The organism is Caldisphaera sp. (assembly GCF_049974385.1).
GTDB lineage: Archaea > Thermoproteota > Thermoprotei_A > Sulfolobales > Acidilobaceae > Caldisphaera.
The window spans coordinates 19,483-39,121 of the sequence record NZ_JBMFIW010000016.1 but is presented as its reverse complement, the minus strand read 5'-3'; the positions used below and the strand labels follow the sequence as shown (position 1 = coordinate 39,121).

At 31.6% G+C, this 19,639-nt stretch carries 21 protein-coding genes and 1 tRNA gene; 11 read left to right on the top strand and 11 right to left on the bottom strand.

Translation table 11 applies throughout. The features are described from left to right. Positions 1-111: 111 nt before the first annotated feature. On the bottom strand, positions 112-501 hold the full coding sequence (locus ACP5GV_RS05425) for a hypothetical protein (protein WP_428102710.1): 390 nt from the start codon (positions 499-501) through the stop codon (positions 112-114). A gap of 384 nt (positions 502-885) precedes the next feature. On the opposite strand from ACP5GV_RS05425, the gene ACP5GV_RS05420 reads away from it, so the two are divergent. Next, the gene (locus ACP5GV_RS05420; RefSeq protein ID WP_428102708.1) at positions 886-2,253 is read left to right on the top strand and encodes a digeranylgeranylglycerophospholipid reductase; all 1,368 of its coding nucleotides are present in this window, start codon (positions 886-888) and stop codon (positions 2,251-2,253) included. On the opposite strand, the gene ACP5GV_RS05415 is transcribed toward ACP5GV_RS05420, so the two are convergent. Next, positions 2,229-3,155, bottom strand: a complete 927-nt coding sequence (locus ACP5GV_RS05415; protein WP_428102706.1) for a prenyltransferase — start codon at positions 3,153-3,155, stop codon at positions 2,229-2,231. The two genes, ACP5GV_RS05420 and ACP5GV_RS05415, sit on opposite strands and share 25 nt — an antisense overlap. Positions 3,156-3,265: 110 nt before the next feature. Here ACP5GV_RS05415 and cysS point away from each other — a divergent pair, with 110 nt between their 5' ends. Beyond that, positions 3,266-4,687 (top strand): cysteine--tRNA ligase, encoded by a 1,422-nt coding sequence (cysS, locus tag ACP5GV_RS05410; RefSeq protein WP_292320151.1) that lies wholly within the window; start codon positions 3,266-3,268, stop codon positions 4,685-4,687. Between the two features lie 31 nt (positions 4,688-4,718). Here the strand turns inward: cysS and ACP5GV_RS05405 are convergent, their stop codons facing one another. Together ACP5GV_RS05405 and hsp20 are read right to left on the bottom strand one after the other, a co-directional pair. Further along, positions 4,719-5,057 carry a hypothetical protein gene (locus ACP5GV_RS05405; RefSeq protein WP_428068731.1) on the bottom strand — a complete coding sequence of 113 codons (339 nt, stop codon included), beginning with the start codon at positions 5,055-5,057 and terminating at the stop codon, positions 4,719-4,721. 13 nt (positions 5,058-5,070) lie between these two features. Then, positions 5,071-5,592: an archaeal heat shock protein Hsp20 gene (gene hsp20, locus ACP5GV_RS05400; protein ID WP_292320154.1), complete on the bottom strand. Its 522-nt coding sequence runs from the start codon at positions 5,590-5,592 to the stop codon at positions 5,071-5,073. A 148-nt stretch (positions 5,593-5,740) separates the two neighbouring features. Between hsp20 and ACP5GV_RS05395 the strand changes: the two genes are divergently transcribed. Continuing rightward, positions 5,741-5,983 carry a hypothetical protein gene (locus tag ACP5GV_RS05395; RefSeq protein WP_428068732.1) on the top strand — a complete coding sequence of 81 codons (243 nt, stop codon included), beginning with the start codon at positions 5,741-5,743 and terminating at the stop codon, positions 5,981-5,983. A 463-nt stretch (positions 5,984-6,446) separates the two neighbouring features. Here ACP5GV_RS05395 and ACP5GV_RS05390 read toward each other — a convergent pair whose 3' ends face one another. The 4 genes from ACP5GV_RS05390 to ACP5GV_RS05375 form a co-directional block, all read right to left on the bottom strand. Further along, the gene (locus ACP5GV_RS05390) at positions 6,447-6,722 is read right to left on the bottom strand and encodes a hypothetical protein (protein WP_428068734.1); all 276 of its coding nucleotides are present in this window, start codon (positions 6,720-6,722) and stop codon (positions 6,447-6,449) included. Positions 6,723-6,907: 185 nt separating this feature from the next. Continuing rightward, the gene (locus tag ACP5GV_RS05385) at positions 6,908-7,465 is read right to left on the bottom strand and encodes a hypothetical protein (protein ID WP_428102704.1); all 558 of its coding nucleotides are present in this window, start codon (positions 7,463-7,465) and stop codon (positions 6,908-6,910) included. Between the two features lie 5 nt (positions 7,466-7,470). Next, positions 7,471-7,980: a 50S ribosomal protein L11 gene (locus ACP5GV_RS05380; protein ID WP_428102702.1), complete on the bottom strand. Its 510-nt coding sequence runs from the start codon at positions 7,978-7,980 to the stop codon at positions 7,471-7,473. An 84-nt stretch (positions 7,981-8,064) separates the two neighbouring features. Then, positions 8,065-8,454: a CBS domain-containing protein gene (locus ACP5GV_RS05375; RefSeq protein WP_428068738.1), complete on the bottom strand. Its 390-nt coding sequence runs from the start codon at positions 8,452-8,454 to the stop codon at positions 8,065-8,067. A 98-nt stretch (positions 8,455-8,552) separates the two neighbouring features. Here ACP5GV_RS05375 and ACP5GV_RS05370 point away from each other — a divergent pair, with 98 nt between their 5' ends. After that, positions 8,553-10,508, top strand: coding sequence for an aldehyde ferredoxin oxidoreductase N-terminal domain-containing protein (locus ACP5GV_RS05370; protein ID WP_428102700.1), 1,956 nt, complete (start codon positions 8,553-8,555; stop codon positions 10,506-10,508). On the opposite strand, the gene alaS is transcribed toward ACP5GV_RS05370, so the two are convergent. Together alaS and ACP5GV_RS05360 are read right to left on the bottom strand one after the other, a co-directional pair. Beyond that, complete coding sequence (alaS, locus tag ACP5GV_RS05365; RefSeq protein ID WP_428102712.1) at positions 10,503-13,220, bottom strand: alanine--tRNA ligase; 2,718 nt, start codon at positions 13,218-13,220, stop codon at positions 10,503-10,505. The two genes, ACP5GV_RS05370 and alaS, sit on opposite strands and share 6 nt — an antisense overlap. Before the next feature lie 65 nt (positions 13,221-13,285). Then, positions 13,286-13,618 carry a 50S ribosomal protein L12 gene (locus ACP5GV_RS05360; protein ID WP_292320167.1) on the bottom strand — a complete coding sequence of 111 codons (333 nt, stop codon included), beginning with the start codon at positions 13,616-13,618 and terminating at the stop codon, positions 13,286-13,288. Positions 13,619-13,875: 257 nt separating this feature from the next. On the opposite strand from ACP5GV_RS05360, the gene ACP5GV_RS05355 reads away from it, so the two are divergent. Further along, the gene (locus ACP5GV_RS05355) at positions 13,876-14,277 is read left to right on the top strand and encodes a CBS domain-containing protein (RefSeq protein ID WP_428068742.1); all 402 of its coding nucleotides are present in this window, start codon (positions 13,876-13,878) and stop codon (positions 14,275-14,277) included. 103 nt (positions 14,278-14,380) lie between these two features. Here ACP5GV_RS05355 and ACP5GV_RS05350 read toward each other — a convergent pair. After that, positions 14,381-14,458, bottom strand: a tRNA-Arg gene (locus ACP5GV_RS05350). A gap of 249 nt (positions 14,459-14,707) precedes the next feature. Here ACP5GV_RS05350 and ACP5GV_RS05345 point away from each other — a divergent pair. From ACP5GV_RS05345 to twy1, 6 genes are all read left to right on the top strand, one after another. Then, positions 14,708-15,352: a 50S ribosomal protein L1 gene (locus ACP5GV_RS05345; RefSeq protein WP_428068743.1), complete on the top strand. Its 645-nt coding sequence runs from the start codon at positions 14,708-14,710 to the stop codon at positions 15,350-15,352. Between the two features lie 5 nt (positions 15,353-15,357). Next, positions 15,358-16,380, top strand: coding sequence for a 50S ribosomal protein L10 (locus tag ACP5GV_RS05340; RefSeq protein ID WP_428102697.1), 1,023 nt, complete (start codon positions 15,358-15,360; stop codon positions 16,378-16,380). 2 nt (positions 16,381-16,382) lie between these two features. Further along, complete coding sequence (locus ACP5GV_RS05335) at positions 16,383-16,787, top strand: hypothetical protein (protein WP_428068747.1); 405 nt, start codon at positions 16,383-16,385, stop codon at positions 16,785-16,787. 79 nt (positions 16,788-16,866) lie between these two features. Then, positions 16,867-17,535 (top strand): GntR family transcriptional regulator, encoded by a 669-nt coding sequence (locus ACP5GV_RS05330; protein ID WP_428068749.1) that lies wholly within the window; start codon positions 16,867-16,869, stop codon positions 17,533-17,535. Between the two features lie 58 nt (positions 17,536-17,593). After that, positions 17,594-18,574 carry an FAD-dependent oxidoreductase gene (locus ACP5GV_RS05325; protein WP_428102695.1) on the top strand — a complete coding sequence of 327 codons (981 nt, stop codon included), beginning with the start codon at positions 17,594-17,596 and terminating at the stop codon, positions 18,572-18,574. An 8-nt stretch (positions 18,575-18,582) separates the two neighbouring features. Next, positions 18,583-19,626: a 4-demethylwyosine synthase TYW1 gene (twy1, locus tag ACP5GV_RS05320; RefSeq protein WP_428102693.1), complete on the top strand. Its 1,044-nt coding sequence runs from the start codon at positions 18,583-18,585 to the stop codon at positions 19,624-19,626. Positions 19,627-19,639: the final 13 nt, after the last annotated feature.

Below are 19,639 nucleotides of genomic sequence, written 5' to 3'. Positions count from 1 at the left end.
AGCTCTGTAACGTACGGTATGATATTCCTAAGCGTTGGCATACTTCCTTAGGCCTCAGCATCGTTCAGCACCATAATTAAATGTGTATACAAGTATTATAAACTTCACGGTTTATCGGAAACTGTTGACGACGGCATGCTCTATACCTAATAATTGCGCTATATCATAAATTACCTTAGGTTTCCAATAGACCTTTTGCAAAGATTTTAATATTCCTAGAATCCATACTATAAATAATCCAAGACCAATAAGAATTGATATAAAGAGGTCAAGGATAGGTATAAATCTTAATAAAATAGTGATAACATTAGCTATAATAATTATTATAAAAAATGATATCGATAAATAAGACCAATATTTAGCAAATTTGTAACTAGGTTTAAGTACTAATGCAAGGATTCCACCTATTAAAGGAATAAGCCAGGCTATGAAGGCCCACAATTTTTCATCGTCACTAATAACATAATTTTCATTAGATGAACTCGAACTAGATAAACTCAATGTTTTTCACCAAATAATTATTGTATAAAGGGGGTATATAAATACGCTAGTTAATGTTTAAAATAATATTTTTATGACATTATATTTTAATATTATTGATAATATTAATCATTTTTCTAAAAAGCTTAAGTAGTAATCATTGTTAACCGGGGAGTTTACAATAAAAAACTATAGTAAGCTTTTTACTACTATTTTTCGTAATATTAAATGCCCAATGAAGAATGGTATTACCACTGACTTTGATGATAAGGCTGAACTGAGGGCACAATTAAAAACAAGTTATTAAAATTAAATATATAATTTTAAATATTTTTATAATTTAGTATAAATACTTAGATTTTTCTTTTTAAACTTTATACGTTAAATTAAAGTTGGGGAATTAATTTGACAAAGAGCTATAAATTCGATGTAGTGATAGTGGGCTTAGGTCCAGCAGGGTCTACATTGGCTTATTTTTTAAGAAACAGCGGTTTGAATATTGCAGGAATTGACATGGTTGACGAAGATGGTCTTTGGGGAAAGCCTTGTGGAGATGCTATAGGGAAACATCATTTCGAAGAAACAGGACTCCCTTATCCTGAAGGAAAGGAATTAAGCCAAAAGGTTGACGGCATAGATATAATAAGCCCTAAAAAAGATATTGTCTTAAGGGTTAATGGAGAAGGTTTTGTAATAAATAGAAACCAATATGGAAGAAAACTTGTGAAGGAAGCCGAAAAATCAGGTATTTCAATATTTTTAAAGACAAGAGTTACTAATCCAAAAATTCAAGAAAACAAGTTAGTTGGAGTTAACGCTATAATGCCAAATGGAGAAAACGCTATTTTTGAAGGAAATATAATTGTTGACGCAACAGGTAATGGGGGACTTTTGAGAAGGCTTCTACCAAAAGAATGGCCACCAAATGAACCATTAAATCCTTTAGACACTAACATAGCATATAGAGAAATAAGGGAATTAAATTATGAAGTAGAAGAACCTAACTATTTGAGAATTTATTTAGACCAAGAAATTTCACCAGGAGGTTATTGGTGGTACTTCCCTGAAGGTAAGGATAAAGCAAACATCGGCCTGGGAGTTCAAGGAGGTATGAATTATCCTGCTCCCAATACTATATTTAAAACAAGACTTGAACAAATCGATTTAGTTAAAAACTATACAAGCGTTATTAACGCTTCTGGCTCAAAAGTTCCAACAAGAAGACCTGCAAACACCTTAGTATGGAATAATTTTATAGGTATAGGAGATAATGGATATACTGTAAACCCAGTTCATGGAGGAGGTATGGGATACGCCTTTGCTTCTTCATATTATGCTTACCAAACCATTGTTGAGGCATTTCAAAACAAAGATTTTTCAGCAAAAAGCCTCTGGGGAGCAAATCTTAAATATATGAAAGCCATAGGGAAAAGGCAGGCTGGTCTAGACATATTTAGAATATTTTTGCAAAGGTTATCGAATGATGATATACAATATGGATTAAAACATGGGATAATGAAAGCACAGGATGCCTATGAGACAAGCGTAACGGGTGAATTAAGTGCTAATATGGGAGTTTTAGAGAAAGCTACATTAGCCTTAAAAATGCTTGGTAGACCATCGCTTTTATCAAAATTAGTTATAGTTGCAGATTATATGAAGAAGGCTCAGAAGGCTTACGATATTTATCCACAAAGTCCTCTAGAACTAAATGATTGGGTTTCATATATAACATCTTTATATAAAGATTATAAAGCAAAACTAGGAATCTGAATTTCTATTATATATGAAACTATTAATGAAATAATTAGTAAAATTCCAAAGTTTAATACCAGTTTAGCTGTCAATACATCAAGAAAATCAAATCTGTCTTTAAGTGATGTTAATATTATTTTAGTTGATTGAGGTAATGTTAGCAACTCTATAAGAGAATAAATAGGTAGTATTTTAAACAAAATAAGAAGTCCTAAAATTATATAAGCTAAAATAATTAAATATACGTAAAGATATTTTGATTTATTATAGCCTAATAATATGGGAAGTGTCTTTATGTTAGAAATGTTATCTCTTTTTATATCTCTTATATTATTTGCCATTAATACATCATCTATTAAAATTGCTATTGGAAGTCCAATTAAAGACCCTATAATAGAAATCCTACCTGTATATAAATAAAATCCTGCTAAGGAGAGAAGTAGCATTGATATTATGACGGAAAAATCTCCCAAAGCCTTATATTTTAAATATAAAGGAGGAGCACTGTACTCTATACCTATCAGAAAACCTATAAGACCTAAGATTAGTGCTAAAGGTCTACCAAGAATAGCTATTATTATTCCTATAAAAATAGCTATACTACCAAGAATTAATGCTATGTTTTTTACTTCTTCTGGTTTTAATTCTGTATGTAGGGCAAGGTGGAACCTTTTTTCTTGTATGTTATTTAACTTATCTATTTTTTTAATATAATCATAATAATCATTTATAATGTTTGTCATCATGTGAAGGAATAATTCGCCGATAGCACCTAATATTATGAGCATGACCATATAAACATTAAGGCCTTTAAAATACGTCATTCCTAAAAAGATACCTATCAAATATGTTGCAATAAACATTGGAAGGGACCAAGGTCTAGAGCCTGCAAATATATCCTTAATTCTTACTCTAGCCATTTTAACCACTTGCTAGTGATCAATTTCTTTATTGTATCAAGACTTTATAAATTTAATTTTGTAAACCTTTATTTTCTTCAAAAGCACAAAGAAACTGGTGGTAAATAATTGTGTTGCGTATACAAAACACTTACGGGAAAAAAATTGAGATATTTAACCCATGGAACGAATCGTTAGTAAACATGTATGTATGTGGTCCAACTGTTTATGATTACACTCATATAGGTCATGCAAGGACCTTTGTAGTTTTTGATGCTATAAGGAGATATTTATCGTTAAAAGGATATAATGTAGCTTACGTGCAAAACATTACAGACATAGATGATAAAATCATCAATAAAGCCAAGGAGACGAACTCAAATTGGGAAGACATAGCTAATATTTATTCAAAAGATTATTTAGATAACTTAAATAAGCTTAACATAAAAATAGATTTGCATCCCAGAGTGACTCATCATATATCAGAAATAATAGACTTTATACAGGGATTAATAGATAAAGGTTACGCGTATGTAGCTCAAAGTGGTAGTGTTTACTTTAGTGTAGATAAGTACCCAAATTATGGTAGGTTGAGCAACAATTTTAATAAAGCATATTGGAATCAAGGGGAAGGAATAGTTTCTGAAAAGAAAAATCCTTATGATTTTGCTTTATGGAAATCATATAAAGAAGGAGAACCATATTGGGAAAGTCCTTGGGGTAAAGGAAGACCAGGATGGCATATAGAATGTAGCGTAATGAGTTCTAGGTATTTGGGTAGTAAAATAGACATACATGGAGGGGGATCTGATTTAATTTTCCCCCATCATGAAAATGAAATAGCGCAAAGCGAATCTTATTTTGGTTCATCTCCATGGGTTAAATATTGGCTTCATACAAGTATGTTAACAATAAAAGGGGAGAAGATGAGCAAAAGCCTTGGTAATATAATATCATTAAATGATGCTATATCAACATGGGGGAGCAATATATTGAGGCTTTGGCTTTTGAGTTCTCATTATAGGGCAATAATAGAATATTCTGAACAAAGCTTAAATCAAGCAAAAAGACTTTATGAAAGATTAAATGCAATTTCTCAAGAGGTTGTTAAGAGACTTAAAAAAGAGGACTATACAATATATATGGGAAATGAAGATATTGAAAGCTTTAGTAATTTAAGGAACTTACTTTCAAAATGGTATGAATCTATGGATAATGATTTTAATATGAGCGAGGCAATTAGATATGTTTGGGATTTGACCGATCTTTACTATAAAAGGATTCAAGGCTCAGAATCATATGCTTTAGTATCATTTACTTATAAAGTTCTACAAGAAATGAATAAAGTATATGGAGTTTTAGATGATGTTTTATCAAAAGAGCTTCATGTAGAGAAGAATTTAACTCCGGAACTTATTGACCTTATATTAGAGGTAAGAAAGCAACTTAGAGAAAATAAAATGTATGATTTAGCGGATCATATTAGGCTTAAGCTCTCATCTATGGGAATAAAAGTTATAGATAAAGGAAACAAATCAGATTATCTACTTTAATTATAAAAGGTTTACAAACAAATTTTAAGATTTATTCCAAATTCTTTGCGGTTTCTCTTAAGTTCTTTGCAACTTCTTCTTTAATCACTTTTATATTATTATAAAGACATTCTTTAACACATTTCTTTTTTTCAATTACATCCTGGATAGTTGAGCACCCATCATAAAGGCATTTATTTTCTATAGAAGATTCATCAATAAAAAGTGCTATTATGTTATCCATATCAATTCTTTTTATGAATTTTTCAAGTCCTGACATATTTAATAGCTTGTTTAAATAAGTTATATTTATAAGCCTTTTATCTATAACAAATCCATTGAGCTCAGAGTTTAAAGAATTTATTATGTTTTCTGCTATTTCTTTATACAAAAGTTTTTCCCCATTACTCTATTTTTATTTCTTTTCCTTTAGGCTCTTCTTTTTTCTTTTTAACCTTTATTTCTAACACACCATTTTTATATGTTGCTTTTACGCTATCAGGATCTATCTTAGAAGGTAATTCTACTTCTTTAGAGTATTTCCTCATATCGCCTGTAGCTTTTATATATATTTTGTCCTCAGTAGCATTTACCTTTATGTTTTCTTTCGCAACGCCTGGTAGATCTGCAACTATCCATATTTCATCGTTATGATCTATTACATCAACCATAGGTTCTATTTCGTCACTAACAATAGGTTTTCCAAACTTGCCTTTCTTTATATTGCCAAACTCTTCAACTTTAGGTATACCATCTGGCCCAACAAAAATTCTTACCCCATAATAATATGGATTTTCTCCCTTAGTACCTTGCTTTGTTAGATTCTCAAAACTCTCTTCAAATTCTCTCATTTCTTCTTCCATTTCTCTCATTATATCATCAAAAACATCGAATATAGATTTCTTTTTCTTTGGATTATTACTCATTTTCTCACCTATTTAATTAAGAATCGCAGAAGCTTTTAAATTAATTTTTTAAGATTTAAAATTTAGATATAATATTTATAAAATTATTAATGAATTTAAATACATTTGTTTATAATCCTGGCATAATAAATTATTAATGGGAGAAAAAATGAGTAAGCAAGAAAATTCATTAAATGTGATAGAAATAGAAGGGCTTGCAATGGATGGTCTCATAAAGAGTTTTACAGTGATCCAATGCGATAAACCAAAGGAGTATAAAAAAATTCGTGCAGTGACATTTGATGGTAGGGAAATAGAGACCGCATGTATTGAACCTGACGCTGCTAATAGGTTAACCATGGTTATGAACCTATATTTAAGAAATTGGTCTAAATATATAAACTGGGGATGAATTTTTTCATGTTAGTGAAGATCTTTTTATATCCATTCACGTTTATTCCTTTGTTTGGCGATTTCCTCTAGTGCTATTATGTATCAGACGTTAAACTTACGAGTCCACCTCTTATATTAGCTTACTAATAACCCTGGGTTTCCGAGAGCCGCTCTTGCAGGGCGGTGAAGGGGCTTGTATAAACCGCAATGAAGTCAAGGGAGGCAGTCAAAGACCATTAAAGATAATCAATGCCCGCTCTTGGCTGAGTGATAGCGAAGAAAAGAAAGCATAATATTAAAAGCTAATTACTTTTTAAAGTTATATAGTTAAATGGCCCCGCTGTCTCACGTTGCCTGAGACCCCATATTGGGGTATGAAGATGACGGGCAAACGGTAGTGCGGGGTACAATAAATAACTTTAAATTAATTTTCATAAAGATATTACAAAACTAATCAATACTTTTATAGATAAAATTTAAGATTAACTCTTTTCCTTGCACTTTCCAAACATTTTTTCTGATTCTGATTTATATTGATCGATTATTTTTTTCCATTCTCCATCTATTTCTTGATTTTCTATAAGCATATTATAAAGAGCATATTGTATGGCTAACCTTATAAAAGAACTTCTAGATATACCACATTTTTCTGTTATTTTATTTATTAAGTTTAATTCATAAGACGATATTTTAGAACTTATAGTTATATCATTGGTAGGTTTAACATCGATTACTATGACATTTTCTTCATAAGTCAAATCAAACACCTATTAGTTATATTTTGCCGTATTATATATAACTTAACCAGATTTTTAAATATGTTTAGCTCGGAGTAAATAATAAAAGGTTTAAATTTTCTAATGATTGTATACACTATATAAGTTTTTATTAAAACTAAAGTTATGCATTATCTAAGTTAATATTATTAAATTCAAAATAAAAATTATAGCATGTTTAATGCATTTTCAATTCCTATTTTATCTATTTTATCTATTATAATGCTCTTTCCTGAACAGAGGATTATTTGATCATTATCTATTAATCTAAATTTTCCGTGAAATATTTTAAAGCCCTCTTTTTTATCTATTATACCTTCTTCAAACCTTGTACAATAAAAATCGTTTGTATCTTCTACCTTCTTTATATAGCTGTCTATTATATTTAAATAAACTCTATTGTAATCTAATGTAGTGCAAATCCTTAAATTACCGTTTTTGCAAATTAAAACATTTTTCTTTTTATTATAAAACATTTCTCCTTTACAAAATTTTCTTATTATACTAAATTTTTTCTTAAAATTAATATAGTCATAATATAAGACAGAAATTAAAAGAGTCGTTGATGCAACTAATATGATATATATGATATTTTTTATTAAGTTTGATGTAATCAAAACCATTAAAAGAAAGTATAGGCTAAAATTCAAAATTAAGTCAAATATTATAAAGCTCAAGGATCTATTAAAATATTCTTTAATTAAATCTACTTTTTGATCTTCCATAAGCTTCATCTATTCAGATATTCTTTTTCATATTTTTCTATTAGTTCCTTATGTTTCCCCTCTTCAATTTCTCTAATTACATCTTTGGGATTTTTTCCTTCTACGGTTAAACCTATACTTTTGGCAGAACCTAAAATTGACTTTACAGCGGCTTCTAAATTCTTAGATAGAAGCTTTGGACTTGATCTAACGGCAATCTCAACTATTTTTTCTAACTTTAAATCTCCTACCTTCTTATGCTCAGGATCTCCGCTAGGCTCAGAAGCACCAGCCTCCTTTAATAGAATTGTTGTAATAGTTGGTATTCCAACTTCTATTTTATATTCTTTTGTAGAGGTGTTTACTGTTATCTTAACAGGTATTGTCATACCGCTGAAGTCTTTAGTTTTTTCATTTATCTCATTAATTACTTCTTTAACATTTAACCCTAACGAAGATAGAGTAGGTCCTAAAGGTGGACCTGGTTTTGCAGCTCCACCTTCAATTTGTATTGTTATGACTTTTTCTTGAGGCATCTTAATCAACCTTCTAGCTCCTTCTCTATAGCTGTAGGTTAAGCTTTTAAGGATTAAATTAAAAAAATTAGGTTTATAAAAACATTAAGGCCATGCTCCAGAAGCTAAGACTAAACTAAGTACATCTTTTATATTAGCTACACCTAATATATTTCCTTGGTCATTAATTATAGGTATGTGCCTTATATTACTTTCAACCATCTTATAGGCTACAGCTATTATAGGTTCATCAACCTTTGCTGTTATCAACTTGGTGCTCATATAATTGCTTATGGGTGTATTTAACGAAGCGTTATCTACAATAGCTCTTACGAGATCTTTTTCTGTAAATATGCCCACTATTTTATCATCCTTTACAACTAAAACGCTATCTACTCCTTTATCTTTCATAATTTTTGCAGCATCGCTTAATGGAGTATTATAACTTACTGTAATAGCCTTTTCTTTAGATATTATGTCCTTCAAGGATACCAACCTCCACTCCCCATATTTCACTTATTTAATATAACATTTATATATTTAACTCTAGTTTTTTACATATTTATTGATATAAAAATAGCGAAGTGACTGAAATGAAATTCAGATCTCTGTACATAGATGTGTCCAAAGGATCTTATAATTTTAATGATGAAGAAGATCCAGATATTTTAGGTATAATTGATTATGGACTAAAGGTTCATATGAAATATAAGAGCTATTTATTAGACCCGCTGGATCCGAACAACCCTACAGTATTTGGTATAGGCCCATTTGCAGGAGGTATAGTTATAGGTAGTCATAGAATAGTGTTTATCTTTAAAAGCCCAGTATCTACAGGAATTCATGTAAGTGAACTAGGAGGAGCCGGTTTTGCTTTCTTTAGGACAGGATTAGATGGAGTAGTTGTTAATGGAAAATCTAGAGAGCCAAGCATTATAACTATTTATTCTAGCGATAAAGGTCTTAATGTAAAGATAGATTATATAAAAGAAGATGAGCTATGGAATGTATATAATGGTTACGAGGGATATAAAGGTACAAGAGGACTTACCCAATATATAATATCAAAAGATAAAGATAGTATAATAAAAAACAAATCAAGAGTTATAGTAGTGGGTCCAGCGGCTTTTAAAACGAATTTTGCCGGAATTTTCAGTTATGTATTAGATGAACATACTGCAAATATCACATCTGTTTCTGATTCAGCCTCAAGAGGGGGAGGAGGTAGCGTATTAGCTAAAGCTCATAATGTTGTAGGAATAGTTGTAGGAGGCACATTGAAGAGGGATAATCCTAATATAGGTAATATAAAGTTAATGAACCAAATATCACAAAACGTCTATAAAAAGCAATACATGCCAACTTTGCTTGATAAAACAGTAAAATATCGTTTTGACCCTCAAACAAAAACTGGAGGTACATTTGGCGTTAACTATATACATTATAAGGAGCTTGTTCCATACTTAGGTTATAACAATGTTTATTATAGTAGAGGAGTTAGGCTAATTTTACATGACAAGGTTATAGAAAATTATTGGAAGCCTTTTGAAGATAACGTTTTTGATGGAGGAAAGCTTACTGATGCATCAAAAAATTGCGGAGAACCTTGCCCAGTATCTTGCAAAAAGATATATAAAGGGACTAAAATTGATTACGAACCAGCTCATGGTGTGGGTCCTATAAGTGGTATAATAACTATGGATGAATCAGCTAGCTTAGTCAATTTGCTCGATGATTTAGGGTTAGATGCAATAGAAGCTGGTCATTTAATATCATGGATATTTGATTTAATAGATAAAGGTCTATTAAATCCAGAAGACGTTGGGCTAAATGATTATCCTGTTTTCGATCCTGAGAGGATTGATAAAGAATCAAGCATTAAGAATTCTATTTTAGCAAGAAAACTTATCGAATTAATAGGTTTTGATGAAAATAATAAAGTATTAAAAATTATTTCAGAAAGAGGATTAAGATCTGCTGCTAAGGAACTTGATAACATTTATCACGATAGAGTTAGTAAAATTGGTTTAAGATACGAGGATTTATTAGTATATGCAGCTTTTGGTAAAGAAGGATATATGACTCCTAATTATTACTGGAGTCCTGGCGTCTTGGCTCCATTATATGTTTTGGGGAAATATTGGACAGATTATTCACCTTCTTTCAAAGAGCCAGAAGATTATGAAACGGTAAGCTTGAAGAGAGCTGTACTTGAATATATAGTTGCTAACGCTGGATTTTGTAGGTTCCATAGAGGGTGGGCTGAAGAGATGATGTCAGAAATGTACAAACAGCTAATTGGTTTAAATGTTGATCTTTATTCTCATGGATTAAAGATGTATAAAGCAATTGCTGATTACCAACTAAAATCTGGTGCAGAGCCAGAATTTTGGGAATCTAAGAAAGTAATGGATATAGTCGCATCTCTAGCTGCTGAAACTAGTGCAACAGGTTGGGAGGATTCTATGTATCATAAAGAAAAACTTAAAAATTGGTGGGAAAGGTTTTATAATAAATTAAATCAAGATTTAAATAAGGTTAGTTTATAAGACTTCTTTTATTATGTTTAGCATATCTTCGCTATTTATGTTCTTATTGATAACTAAACTCGCGTAAGATCCTTTACCCCCTCCTGACCCGTTTAATTTGCTTGATATTTTTTTAGATATTTCTCCAAGATCTATTTTAACCTTTTCACCAGCTGCCATTTCTATAAACGTTTTGTTATTGTTTTTTATTAATAAGCCTAATAGGAGTTCTTCATCTTTATTGGTGAACTTCTTTAGAAATTCTCTTGCATAGCTCATATCGCTTTCAGGAAATTCTATGAAAGCTACTTTAACATTATTTATAATGGGAGCTGTATTTATTATATTTCCAATCTGCTCTTCCCAAAGCCTTCTATAAGCCTTAATTCTATTATTTAGTTCATTATTTTCATCTTTTAATGCTTTTACTCTTATTATTTCTTCTCCTTGTTTTGAACCTAAGATTTTTCCGATCTCTTCCATTTTATCTTCTTGCTTTTCCATTTCTTCAGGAATTCTAGTTCCTGCTACGTACTCAAATCTAACTATGCCATCTTGAATTTTCTCGACCTTAGTTATTTTTAATCCTCCTATTTCTCCTGTATTTGTTAAATGCGTCCCAAAGCATGCTTGTGTATCCCAGTTTTCAATATCTATAACTCTTATTTTAGGGGTCATAGGTACACCTCCTTGATATAGCCTAAATCCATACTTGTCTTCAGCTTCAGTTCTGCTCATATATAAATGATTTATAGGTCTTCTCTCATCTATTACCTTATTGGCTAATCTTTCTATTTCTTTCAGTTCTTCCTTACTGGGCATTTTATAATGTGTTATATCTAGCCTTCCCTTTTCAGGTGTTTTCTCAGCTCCAGCTTGCCAGACATGATCTCCTAGAACTTTTCTTAAAGCCCCCATGAGTAAATGAGTTCCTGTGTGATGTCTCATAAGTCTATATCTTCTAACCCAGTCAATTTCTCCATATACATCTTCGCAATTTGTATCTATTTCTTTATCGGCAACGTGAACAACCACATCATTGACTTTTTCTACATCTACTATTCTATATTCTTTATCACATATATTCACTTTGCCTAGATCATTAATTTGTCCACCACCTGTTGGATAGAATAATGTTGAATCTAATATAAAGTACTTACCCTTATTTCCTAACAATTTTGCTATGAAGCTTTTTGCATAGGGATTTTGATGGAATAAAAGATTTGTTGATTTAAACTCTTTTGCCCAAGATATTATATCTTCTGGAAGCTTATTTTTTTCTTCTATTTTTCTAACTGATGTTGGAGCTTTATGTCTTGATGCAATAATTGAATAGAAATTTATTGGTATATCTATATTTACCCCCTTCTTTTTAGCTTCATCTGCAATTATTTCAGGTGGAATTCCATAACTATCATAAAATTTTATAAGATCTTCTAAGCTAATATTTCCAGACTTAAGTGTCTTTAAAGTTAATTTTATCCCTCTATTTAATGTGTCCTTAAACTTTTTTTCTTCATCTATTATGACATCTATTATATAATTTTGATTATCTACTAATTGACTGAAATCATTTCCCCATAATTTAATTTGGAGTTCAACTAAATCTGAAAGACTTACATCATCTCTTATAAATCTAAGTTGTTTTAATGCCCTTCTTATTACTAGTCTGGCTAAATACCCCTCTCCAGTATTGCTAGGTACAATACCATCTCCAAGCATAAGGGAAATAGTTCTAGTGTGATCTAATAAGCTGTACAAACGAGCATCTAATTCCATGTATGATTTAATTTCATCATAACTAAATTCAGTATTTTTTGATATTCTTTCATAGAACTCTTTAACACTCTTAGGATCTTCTGGCTCAAGTCTTCCAGCTGCTTTAAAGGCTTCCCATAATACTTTCTCAGGAGGCTCTTTTACGCCTAAGATTTTTCTGTATTTATCTAAAGTATCTCCAAATATAGCTTTAAATGCTGTCGGAGTTTTTTGGGTAAACCAAGCCATCCTTTCTACTCCATAGCCTGTATCTACAATTTTTAATGGTAATTCCACATATTTTCCATTCTCTACTTTATACATCATGAATACTAAAGTTGCTAATTCTAAACCTCCTACTGTTACCTCAAAGCAAGGACCTGCATTACCTCCTCCTTCCCACCAAGATTCTTTAAATACCAATAAATCCCCTGGAATTTTCAATTCCTTTGTAAAGAACTCATATGCATATCTTACTGTTTCATCTTTCCAATAGATTTTTTTATCAGGATAATTAAATGCATGATGAGCTGCCATTTCAAATGTAGTTAAATGCCTTCCAATAGTTAGACCGACATTATCTATATCTTCTAGCCTAATGCTAGGTTGGCTAATAACCAATGGATTAGCTGGAGGTGGAACTAATCCACTTGTAACATGAGGCTGAAAATCAACAATGCTAGCTATTGTTAAGTATAAGTCCTCTCTCCATCTAGCAACAACAGGTCTTGGTTTTATAGGTGTGTGTCCATTTTTTTCAAAAAATTTTATAAATTTTTCTCTTGCCTCTCTAACACTTAATCCATTAATAGAACTTATTTTATCAAACCAATACTCAGTATCTGGAGCATCTTGGCATGTATCGAATTCTTGATTTAATGTCCAAAAATCTTCTTTACCTATTTTGCATTTTTTTCTTATAAATCCGTTCTCTTTAAAGAAGTCAAGCTTGTAATCTTCTGGATTTAGCCTCATCACTTATTAACACCATTAAATGAAAATAGTTTGAGAAATAATAAAGTTTTTTAAAAATTTATCGTTTACATTCCAAATAATCCGCTTAGGCCTTCGCTTACATCTACTTCTTTGTTTTCTTCCTCTTTCTTCTCCTCTTTCTTCTCCTCTTTCTTCTCAGCTTCTGCTGGTGCTGAAACAGGTGCTGAAACAGGTGCTGAAACAGCAACCGCGGCGTTCTTTAAGACTTCATCTAATTTTAATTCTGATATGCTTGCTACTAGCATTTTGACCTTTGCATCATCTGCTTGAAGGCCTAAAGATTCAACTACCTTTTTAAGATTATCCTCACTTAGTTGGGCACCTGCATAATATAAAGCAAGTGCTGCATGCACATATGCTTTTCCTTCTTGGGGCATTTTTTATCAACCTCTAGCTTGCAGTTTTAAGTGTGTAAGCGCAGACTATAAAAGCGTTGCTTAGGGGAGAAAAAAAATTAAATTAAAGAACAACAATAAACGATTTATCATTAAAAAAGTTTGTTATCTTTTAAAAGAATCAAATTTTCTAATTTAAAAAAGTTTACTTTTTAGATACAAAGGAAATATTTATTTGTATAACCCACTAGAAACCCATTTATATTTCTGCAGAGATTACAGAAAAGAGGTGTAAGAAAATGTCAGCAGTTTTGGGTTTGAAGGTATCAGATGTAATGAAAAAGCCTGTTACCGTTTCTCCAAATTCATCAATAATTGAAGTAGCAAAAATTATGTATAATAATAAAATAGGTAGTGTAGTAGTTGTATCACCTGACGACAAAGTTATAGGAATTTTTACAGAGAGAGATTTAACAAGGGTAGTTGCTGAAAATAGTCCATTGAACAAAAATGTTGGAGATGTTATGACTAGGAATCCTATTTTAATAAAATACACAGAGGGATTAAGTAAAGCGATTTCTTTAATGTATGAAAAAAATGTTAGGCACTTACCTGTTGTTGATGAAGAGGGAAGAATTAAAGGAATAATTTCTACAAGAGATTTAACTGGTGTATTAAATAAGCTAACATCTTTAGAGTAAAAATAATTTTAATAACAATTAAATTTATAAAATATAATTAATTTATTTAACAATTTATTGCTAAAATAATAAATAGCATGAGAAAGACTTTGTATTTTAAATGTGGCGGACCCGGGGGGATTTGAACCCCCGACATTCGGCTTAGAGGGCCGACGCTCTATCCTGGCTGAGCCACGGGTCCTCATGGCCCGCCTATTTCTAGGCTCAAGGCGTTTTGGACCCTTCGCCTCTCTTTTTAAAACTTGAACAAATTTGGTTATATGCTTTTCTTTCCTTAGTTTTAGCCTTTTCTCTTAATAATCTTTCTTAAAATATTTATTAAACAATATTCTATTAAAATAGTTTAACTTTAAAAGTGAACGAAAGGGCTTAAAAATGCAGAAATATGTTAGAGATGTAGAAACGAGAAAAAATAACAGGGTGCTTGGAATTGCCTTTAGATAATGAAATAATAAAAGGTGCAGTGGATAAGGCTAAAACGCTTGGTAGGCAGAGAAAATTCAAACAAAGTATCGAGCTTATAATAGCTTTAAAAGACATAAATATGAAAAGCAATGAGGCCAAATTCAGAGAAGTTGTTTATCTGCCTCATTCCCCAACTAAAGAGCCAAATATATGCATTGTTGCTTCAGGAGATCTTTTACTTGAGGCAAAGAAATTAGGCCTAAGAACTATTTCCAGAGAAGAACTAAACGCAATGAAAGGTAATAAAAAGGCTACAAGAGCAGTTGGTAATAGCTGTGATTGGATTCTAGTTTCATCAGACTTAATGGGTTTGGTTGGTAGTATTTTAGGTCCTGCACTAGGTCCAAGAGGTAAAGTTCCTATTGCCATTTCTCCAAAGTCAAACATAACTGATATAGTTAACAATTACAAAAGGGCTGTATGGGCAAGGTTAAGAAATGAGCCACAAGTTCAATGTAGGGTTGGGACCGAAGATATGAAAAATGAAGATTTAATAGAAAATATAAACGCAGTATTTAATACCGTTGAATCGAAAATAGGAGCAGCTAAAATAGCAAAAGTATATGTGAAGAAAACTATGGGAGTCCCTGTTGAAATAGCTTTAAGGTGATATAGATGTCTATGTTGGTTCAGAAAAAAGGAAGGAAGGAGCCGCCAGAAAGCAAGAAAAAGGAGTTAGAAGAATTAATTAATTTAATAAAAAGCAAAAAATATGTAATATTTGCTGATTTAGAATCTATGCCTACAAAGCAATTGCAATTAATTAAGAAGGAGTTAAGAAACGATTCTATATTTAAGGTTTCAAAGAAAAGATTAATATTAATGGCTTTAGAGAAAGTTGGATTAGAAAAGGAAAAAGTTGAACCTTATCTAAAAAACGGAGTTTTAATAATTTTGACTGATACAAATCCGTTTAAGATATCTATGAAAATAGATAAGTTAAGAATTCCTGCCCCAGCTAAGGCAGGTCTTCCAGCGCCAAAGGAAATAGTAGTACCAGAAGGAGATACGGGTATTAGACCTGGTCCTATGGTAAGCGTTTTCGGTAAACTTAAGATACCATACGAAGTTAGAAAGGGAACTATTTATATAAAGAGTGACACGGTTGTTGCTAAAAAAGGTGATGTAATATCGCAAGAATTAGCAAGTCTTTTACAGCAACTTGGAATACAACCATTCGAAATAGTGCTTAATTTAATATTAGCATGGGATGGGAAGACTATAATACCGAAAGATGTATTGCACGTAGATTTGGAATCATTCAAGTCAGATCTAATAACTGCAGAAAAAGAAGCCATAGGATTAGCAATAGAAGCCACATATCTAGATGTACCAGAGGCTTTGAATTCAATATTAATAACTGCAGAAAAAGAAGCCATAGGATTAATACAAGAAGCAGGCCTTGCATTAGATAAAGATACCGCAGAACTTACATTACAAAGGGCATATGCGGAAGAGGAGGCAGTATCTTCTTCATTAGGAGATAAAGCTAAAGAATTAGGCATAGAAGTTGCAAAGCCCATAGCTCCTCAGAAAACCCAGGAAGTGAAGGAAGAAAAGAAGGAAGAAAAGAAGGAAGAGGAAGAAAACAAAGAAGTAGACGTAAGCGAAGGCCTAAGCGGATTATTTGGAATGTAAACATGGGAATCAAAGAACAATATTATAATTTTATATGGGATTGCGTAAGGAATGGATTAAATAATGATGGGATAATTTCTTTGAAAAGATACGATCAGGTATTAAATAATTTTTTAAAAACATATAAGAGCTTTTCAGAGATACCTGTATATGCTAGATTTTATTTAATTGTTCAATCCTTTATTTTTACAACAATAGATCAAATAATTGATATTTTAATAAACGAATATGGTATTAAGGATATGGAAGGTTATTTTCAAGAATTATTGGATTTATTTAGTGACCTAAGAAGAGACATTGTACAAGAGGCAAAAGAATATAATGTGTACGACGATAACTATAAAAAGACTTTGATTTTAATAGATATTATAAGAACTCTTATTGAGAGGTTAATTAAAAATATCTAAAAAGTAATATTTTATATATTTAATAAACTAAAGAGAATAAATATAAGTCTTAAACTGTATACAGAACAGGGGAGCAAAGATGTCAGAAACAGAATCAGATAAGCAATCTAAGTACTCTGATATAGTATATGAATTATTAAAAAAGGATATTTTGAATAGAAGATTTGAACCTAAGGATAAGCTCAGTGAAACAGCTTTGGCAAAAATTTATAATGTTAGTAGAACCCCTATAAGAGAAGCCTTACATAAACTTGAAAAAGAAGGTTTGGTAGTTAAATTATCAGATGGTTATCACGTAAACTTTTTAACTAAAGAGCAGATATTGAAACTCTTCGAAGTTAGATCTATATTAGAAGGGCTAGCAGCTGAAAAAGCAGCATTAAATAGAGATCCTGAACTTTTAAAGAAGTTAAGAGAAGCTGCTGAAGAATTTAGAAAAATAAGCAAAAGTGATCCATTAGCGGCAGCAATTGCAAATAGTGCTTTTCATGATATAGTTGCTGATCTCAGTGGTAATGAATATCTTAGAGATATTTTAAAGGATATAAGAAATAAATTAGCCATAGTTAGAGTAGATTTATTTGCATCAGCAAATAGGGTTGAGCAAGAAATTGAAGAGCATTGGAAAATTTATCAAGCAATAGAGAAAGGAGATCCTCAAGAAGCTAAAAAAGCTGCACTAGAGCATCAAAACAATTTAATTGAATTTATAAAATCAAAGAAAATGGTGGGCGGGCTATTAATATAATTTTTTAATACTATAGCTTAAAAGCACTTAATTAATATTATATATTGGTGAAAACATTATGTCATTAAGACTTGGAACTAAGATATCAAGACCTCCAAAAGGAGAACATTATGATACATTAATAGTTGGAGGAGGGCCGGCGGGCTTTTCTGCAGCTATTTATGCCTCAAGGTTTTTGCTGAAATCTGTAGTAGTTTCTGAAGATATTGGAGGACAATTAAATTTAACTGATGTCGTAGATGATTATCCAGCAACACTATCAATTAAGGCTTCAGAACTTGTATCGAGATTTAGAGATCATGCTGAAAAACTGTTTAAAGTGCCAGTATATGAATTTATTTCAGTAAAAAAATTTGATAAAATTGAAGACGAATTTCATGTAGTAGGAAGCAATGGTTTAGATGTTTATTCTAAAACAATAATATTGGCAGTTGGATCAAAGAGGAGAAAGCTAAACGTACCCGGTGAAGATACTTTTACTGGAAAGGGAGTGAGTTATTGTAGCATATGCGATGCTCCATTATATAAAGGGAAAGATAGCGTTATTGTAGTCGGAGGAGGAGATGCAGCTTTAGAGGGAGCACTTTTATTAAGTGGCTATGTTAAAAAAGTCTATTTAGTTCACAGAAGAGATCAATTTAGAGCTAAACCTTTTTATGTAAATCAAGTATTGAATAGGAAAAACATAGAGATACTATATAACAGTTTTGTCACTCAAATAAAAGGAGATAATTTTGTTAAAAGTGCTGTAGTATTAAATAAGGATGGAAAAGAAAAGGAAATTGATATAGATGGCATTTTTATTGAAATTGGTTTTGAACCTCCTAAAGATTGGTATCAATCTTTAGGGCTTGAGACAGATCAAGCAGGTTATATAAAAGTAGATGACTGGATGAGAACCAATATACCAGGCGTTTTTGCTGCAGGGGATGCAACTAGCAAATGGAAGGGTTTTAGACAAATAGTAACAGCGGCAGCATCTGGATCTATAGCCGCTTATAGTGCTTATACTTACTTGACTGAGAAATCTTCAAGGTAGGTGGAAAGATGGCAGAGCTCAAAACTGAAGACATTTATCAGGCGCTAAATGAAAGACTTGAAAGACAGGGATATCACTTAATCGGAAACCATAGTTCTGTAAAAAAATGCTATTGGAATCATGCAGCAATAGCAGAACATAGGTTTTGCTATAAATCAAAGTTTTATGGAATTGAAAGCCATAGATGCATACAGTTAAGTGTTTCTAATCATTGGTGTTGGAATGCATGTACACATTGTTGGAGATTAAGGCCTCAAGATGTTGGCTTAGAATGGAATGAAACTAAAATGCCATATAACGATGATCCCAAATTTATTGTTGAAAATGCTATAAAAGAATATAGAAGAATTATGAGTGGTTATAAGGGCAGGCAAGGAACTGATATGAAAATGTATCAAGAAGCTATGAATCCTAAACATGTGGCAATAAGTCTAACTGGAGAAGCAACTTTATATCCAAGGTTAGGGGAATTAATAAAAGAATTTCATAATAGAGGTATATCTACTTTTCTAGTTACAAGAGGTATTAGACCGGATATCCTTGCTAATCTAGAAGAGGAGCCCTCTCAATTATATATTAGTCTTGAAGCCTGGGATAAAGAATCATACAATTTATTTAACAAGCCGTTAGTTCCAAGGGGATGGGAACTTACTTTAGAGACATTGGGAATGTTGCCAAGCTTTTCGTCAACGACAGTTTATAGGATTACTGTAGTTAAAGGCTTTAATGATAGCGATGAAGCGATTAAAGGTTTTGCTAAGCTAATTAAGTTAGGGCTTCCGAATTACGTTGAGGTAAAGGCTTATATGTATGTCGGAGCAAGCAAAGGGAGACTTACTAGAGAAAATATGCCAAACTACGATGAAGTAAAAGAAGTTGCTAAAAAGATAAGTAATGAGAGCAATTATCCTATAGTTAGTGAAAGTGTCCCTAGTAGGGTTGTGCTATTAAGCAACATGGAAAAGCCGATAAGATATGGAAATGGTATGCCAATGGGATGGAGCAGCGTAGAAGAGGAAGAAAGCCCTGGAGAATATGATGATGAACCATAAAAAAAGCTCCCTG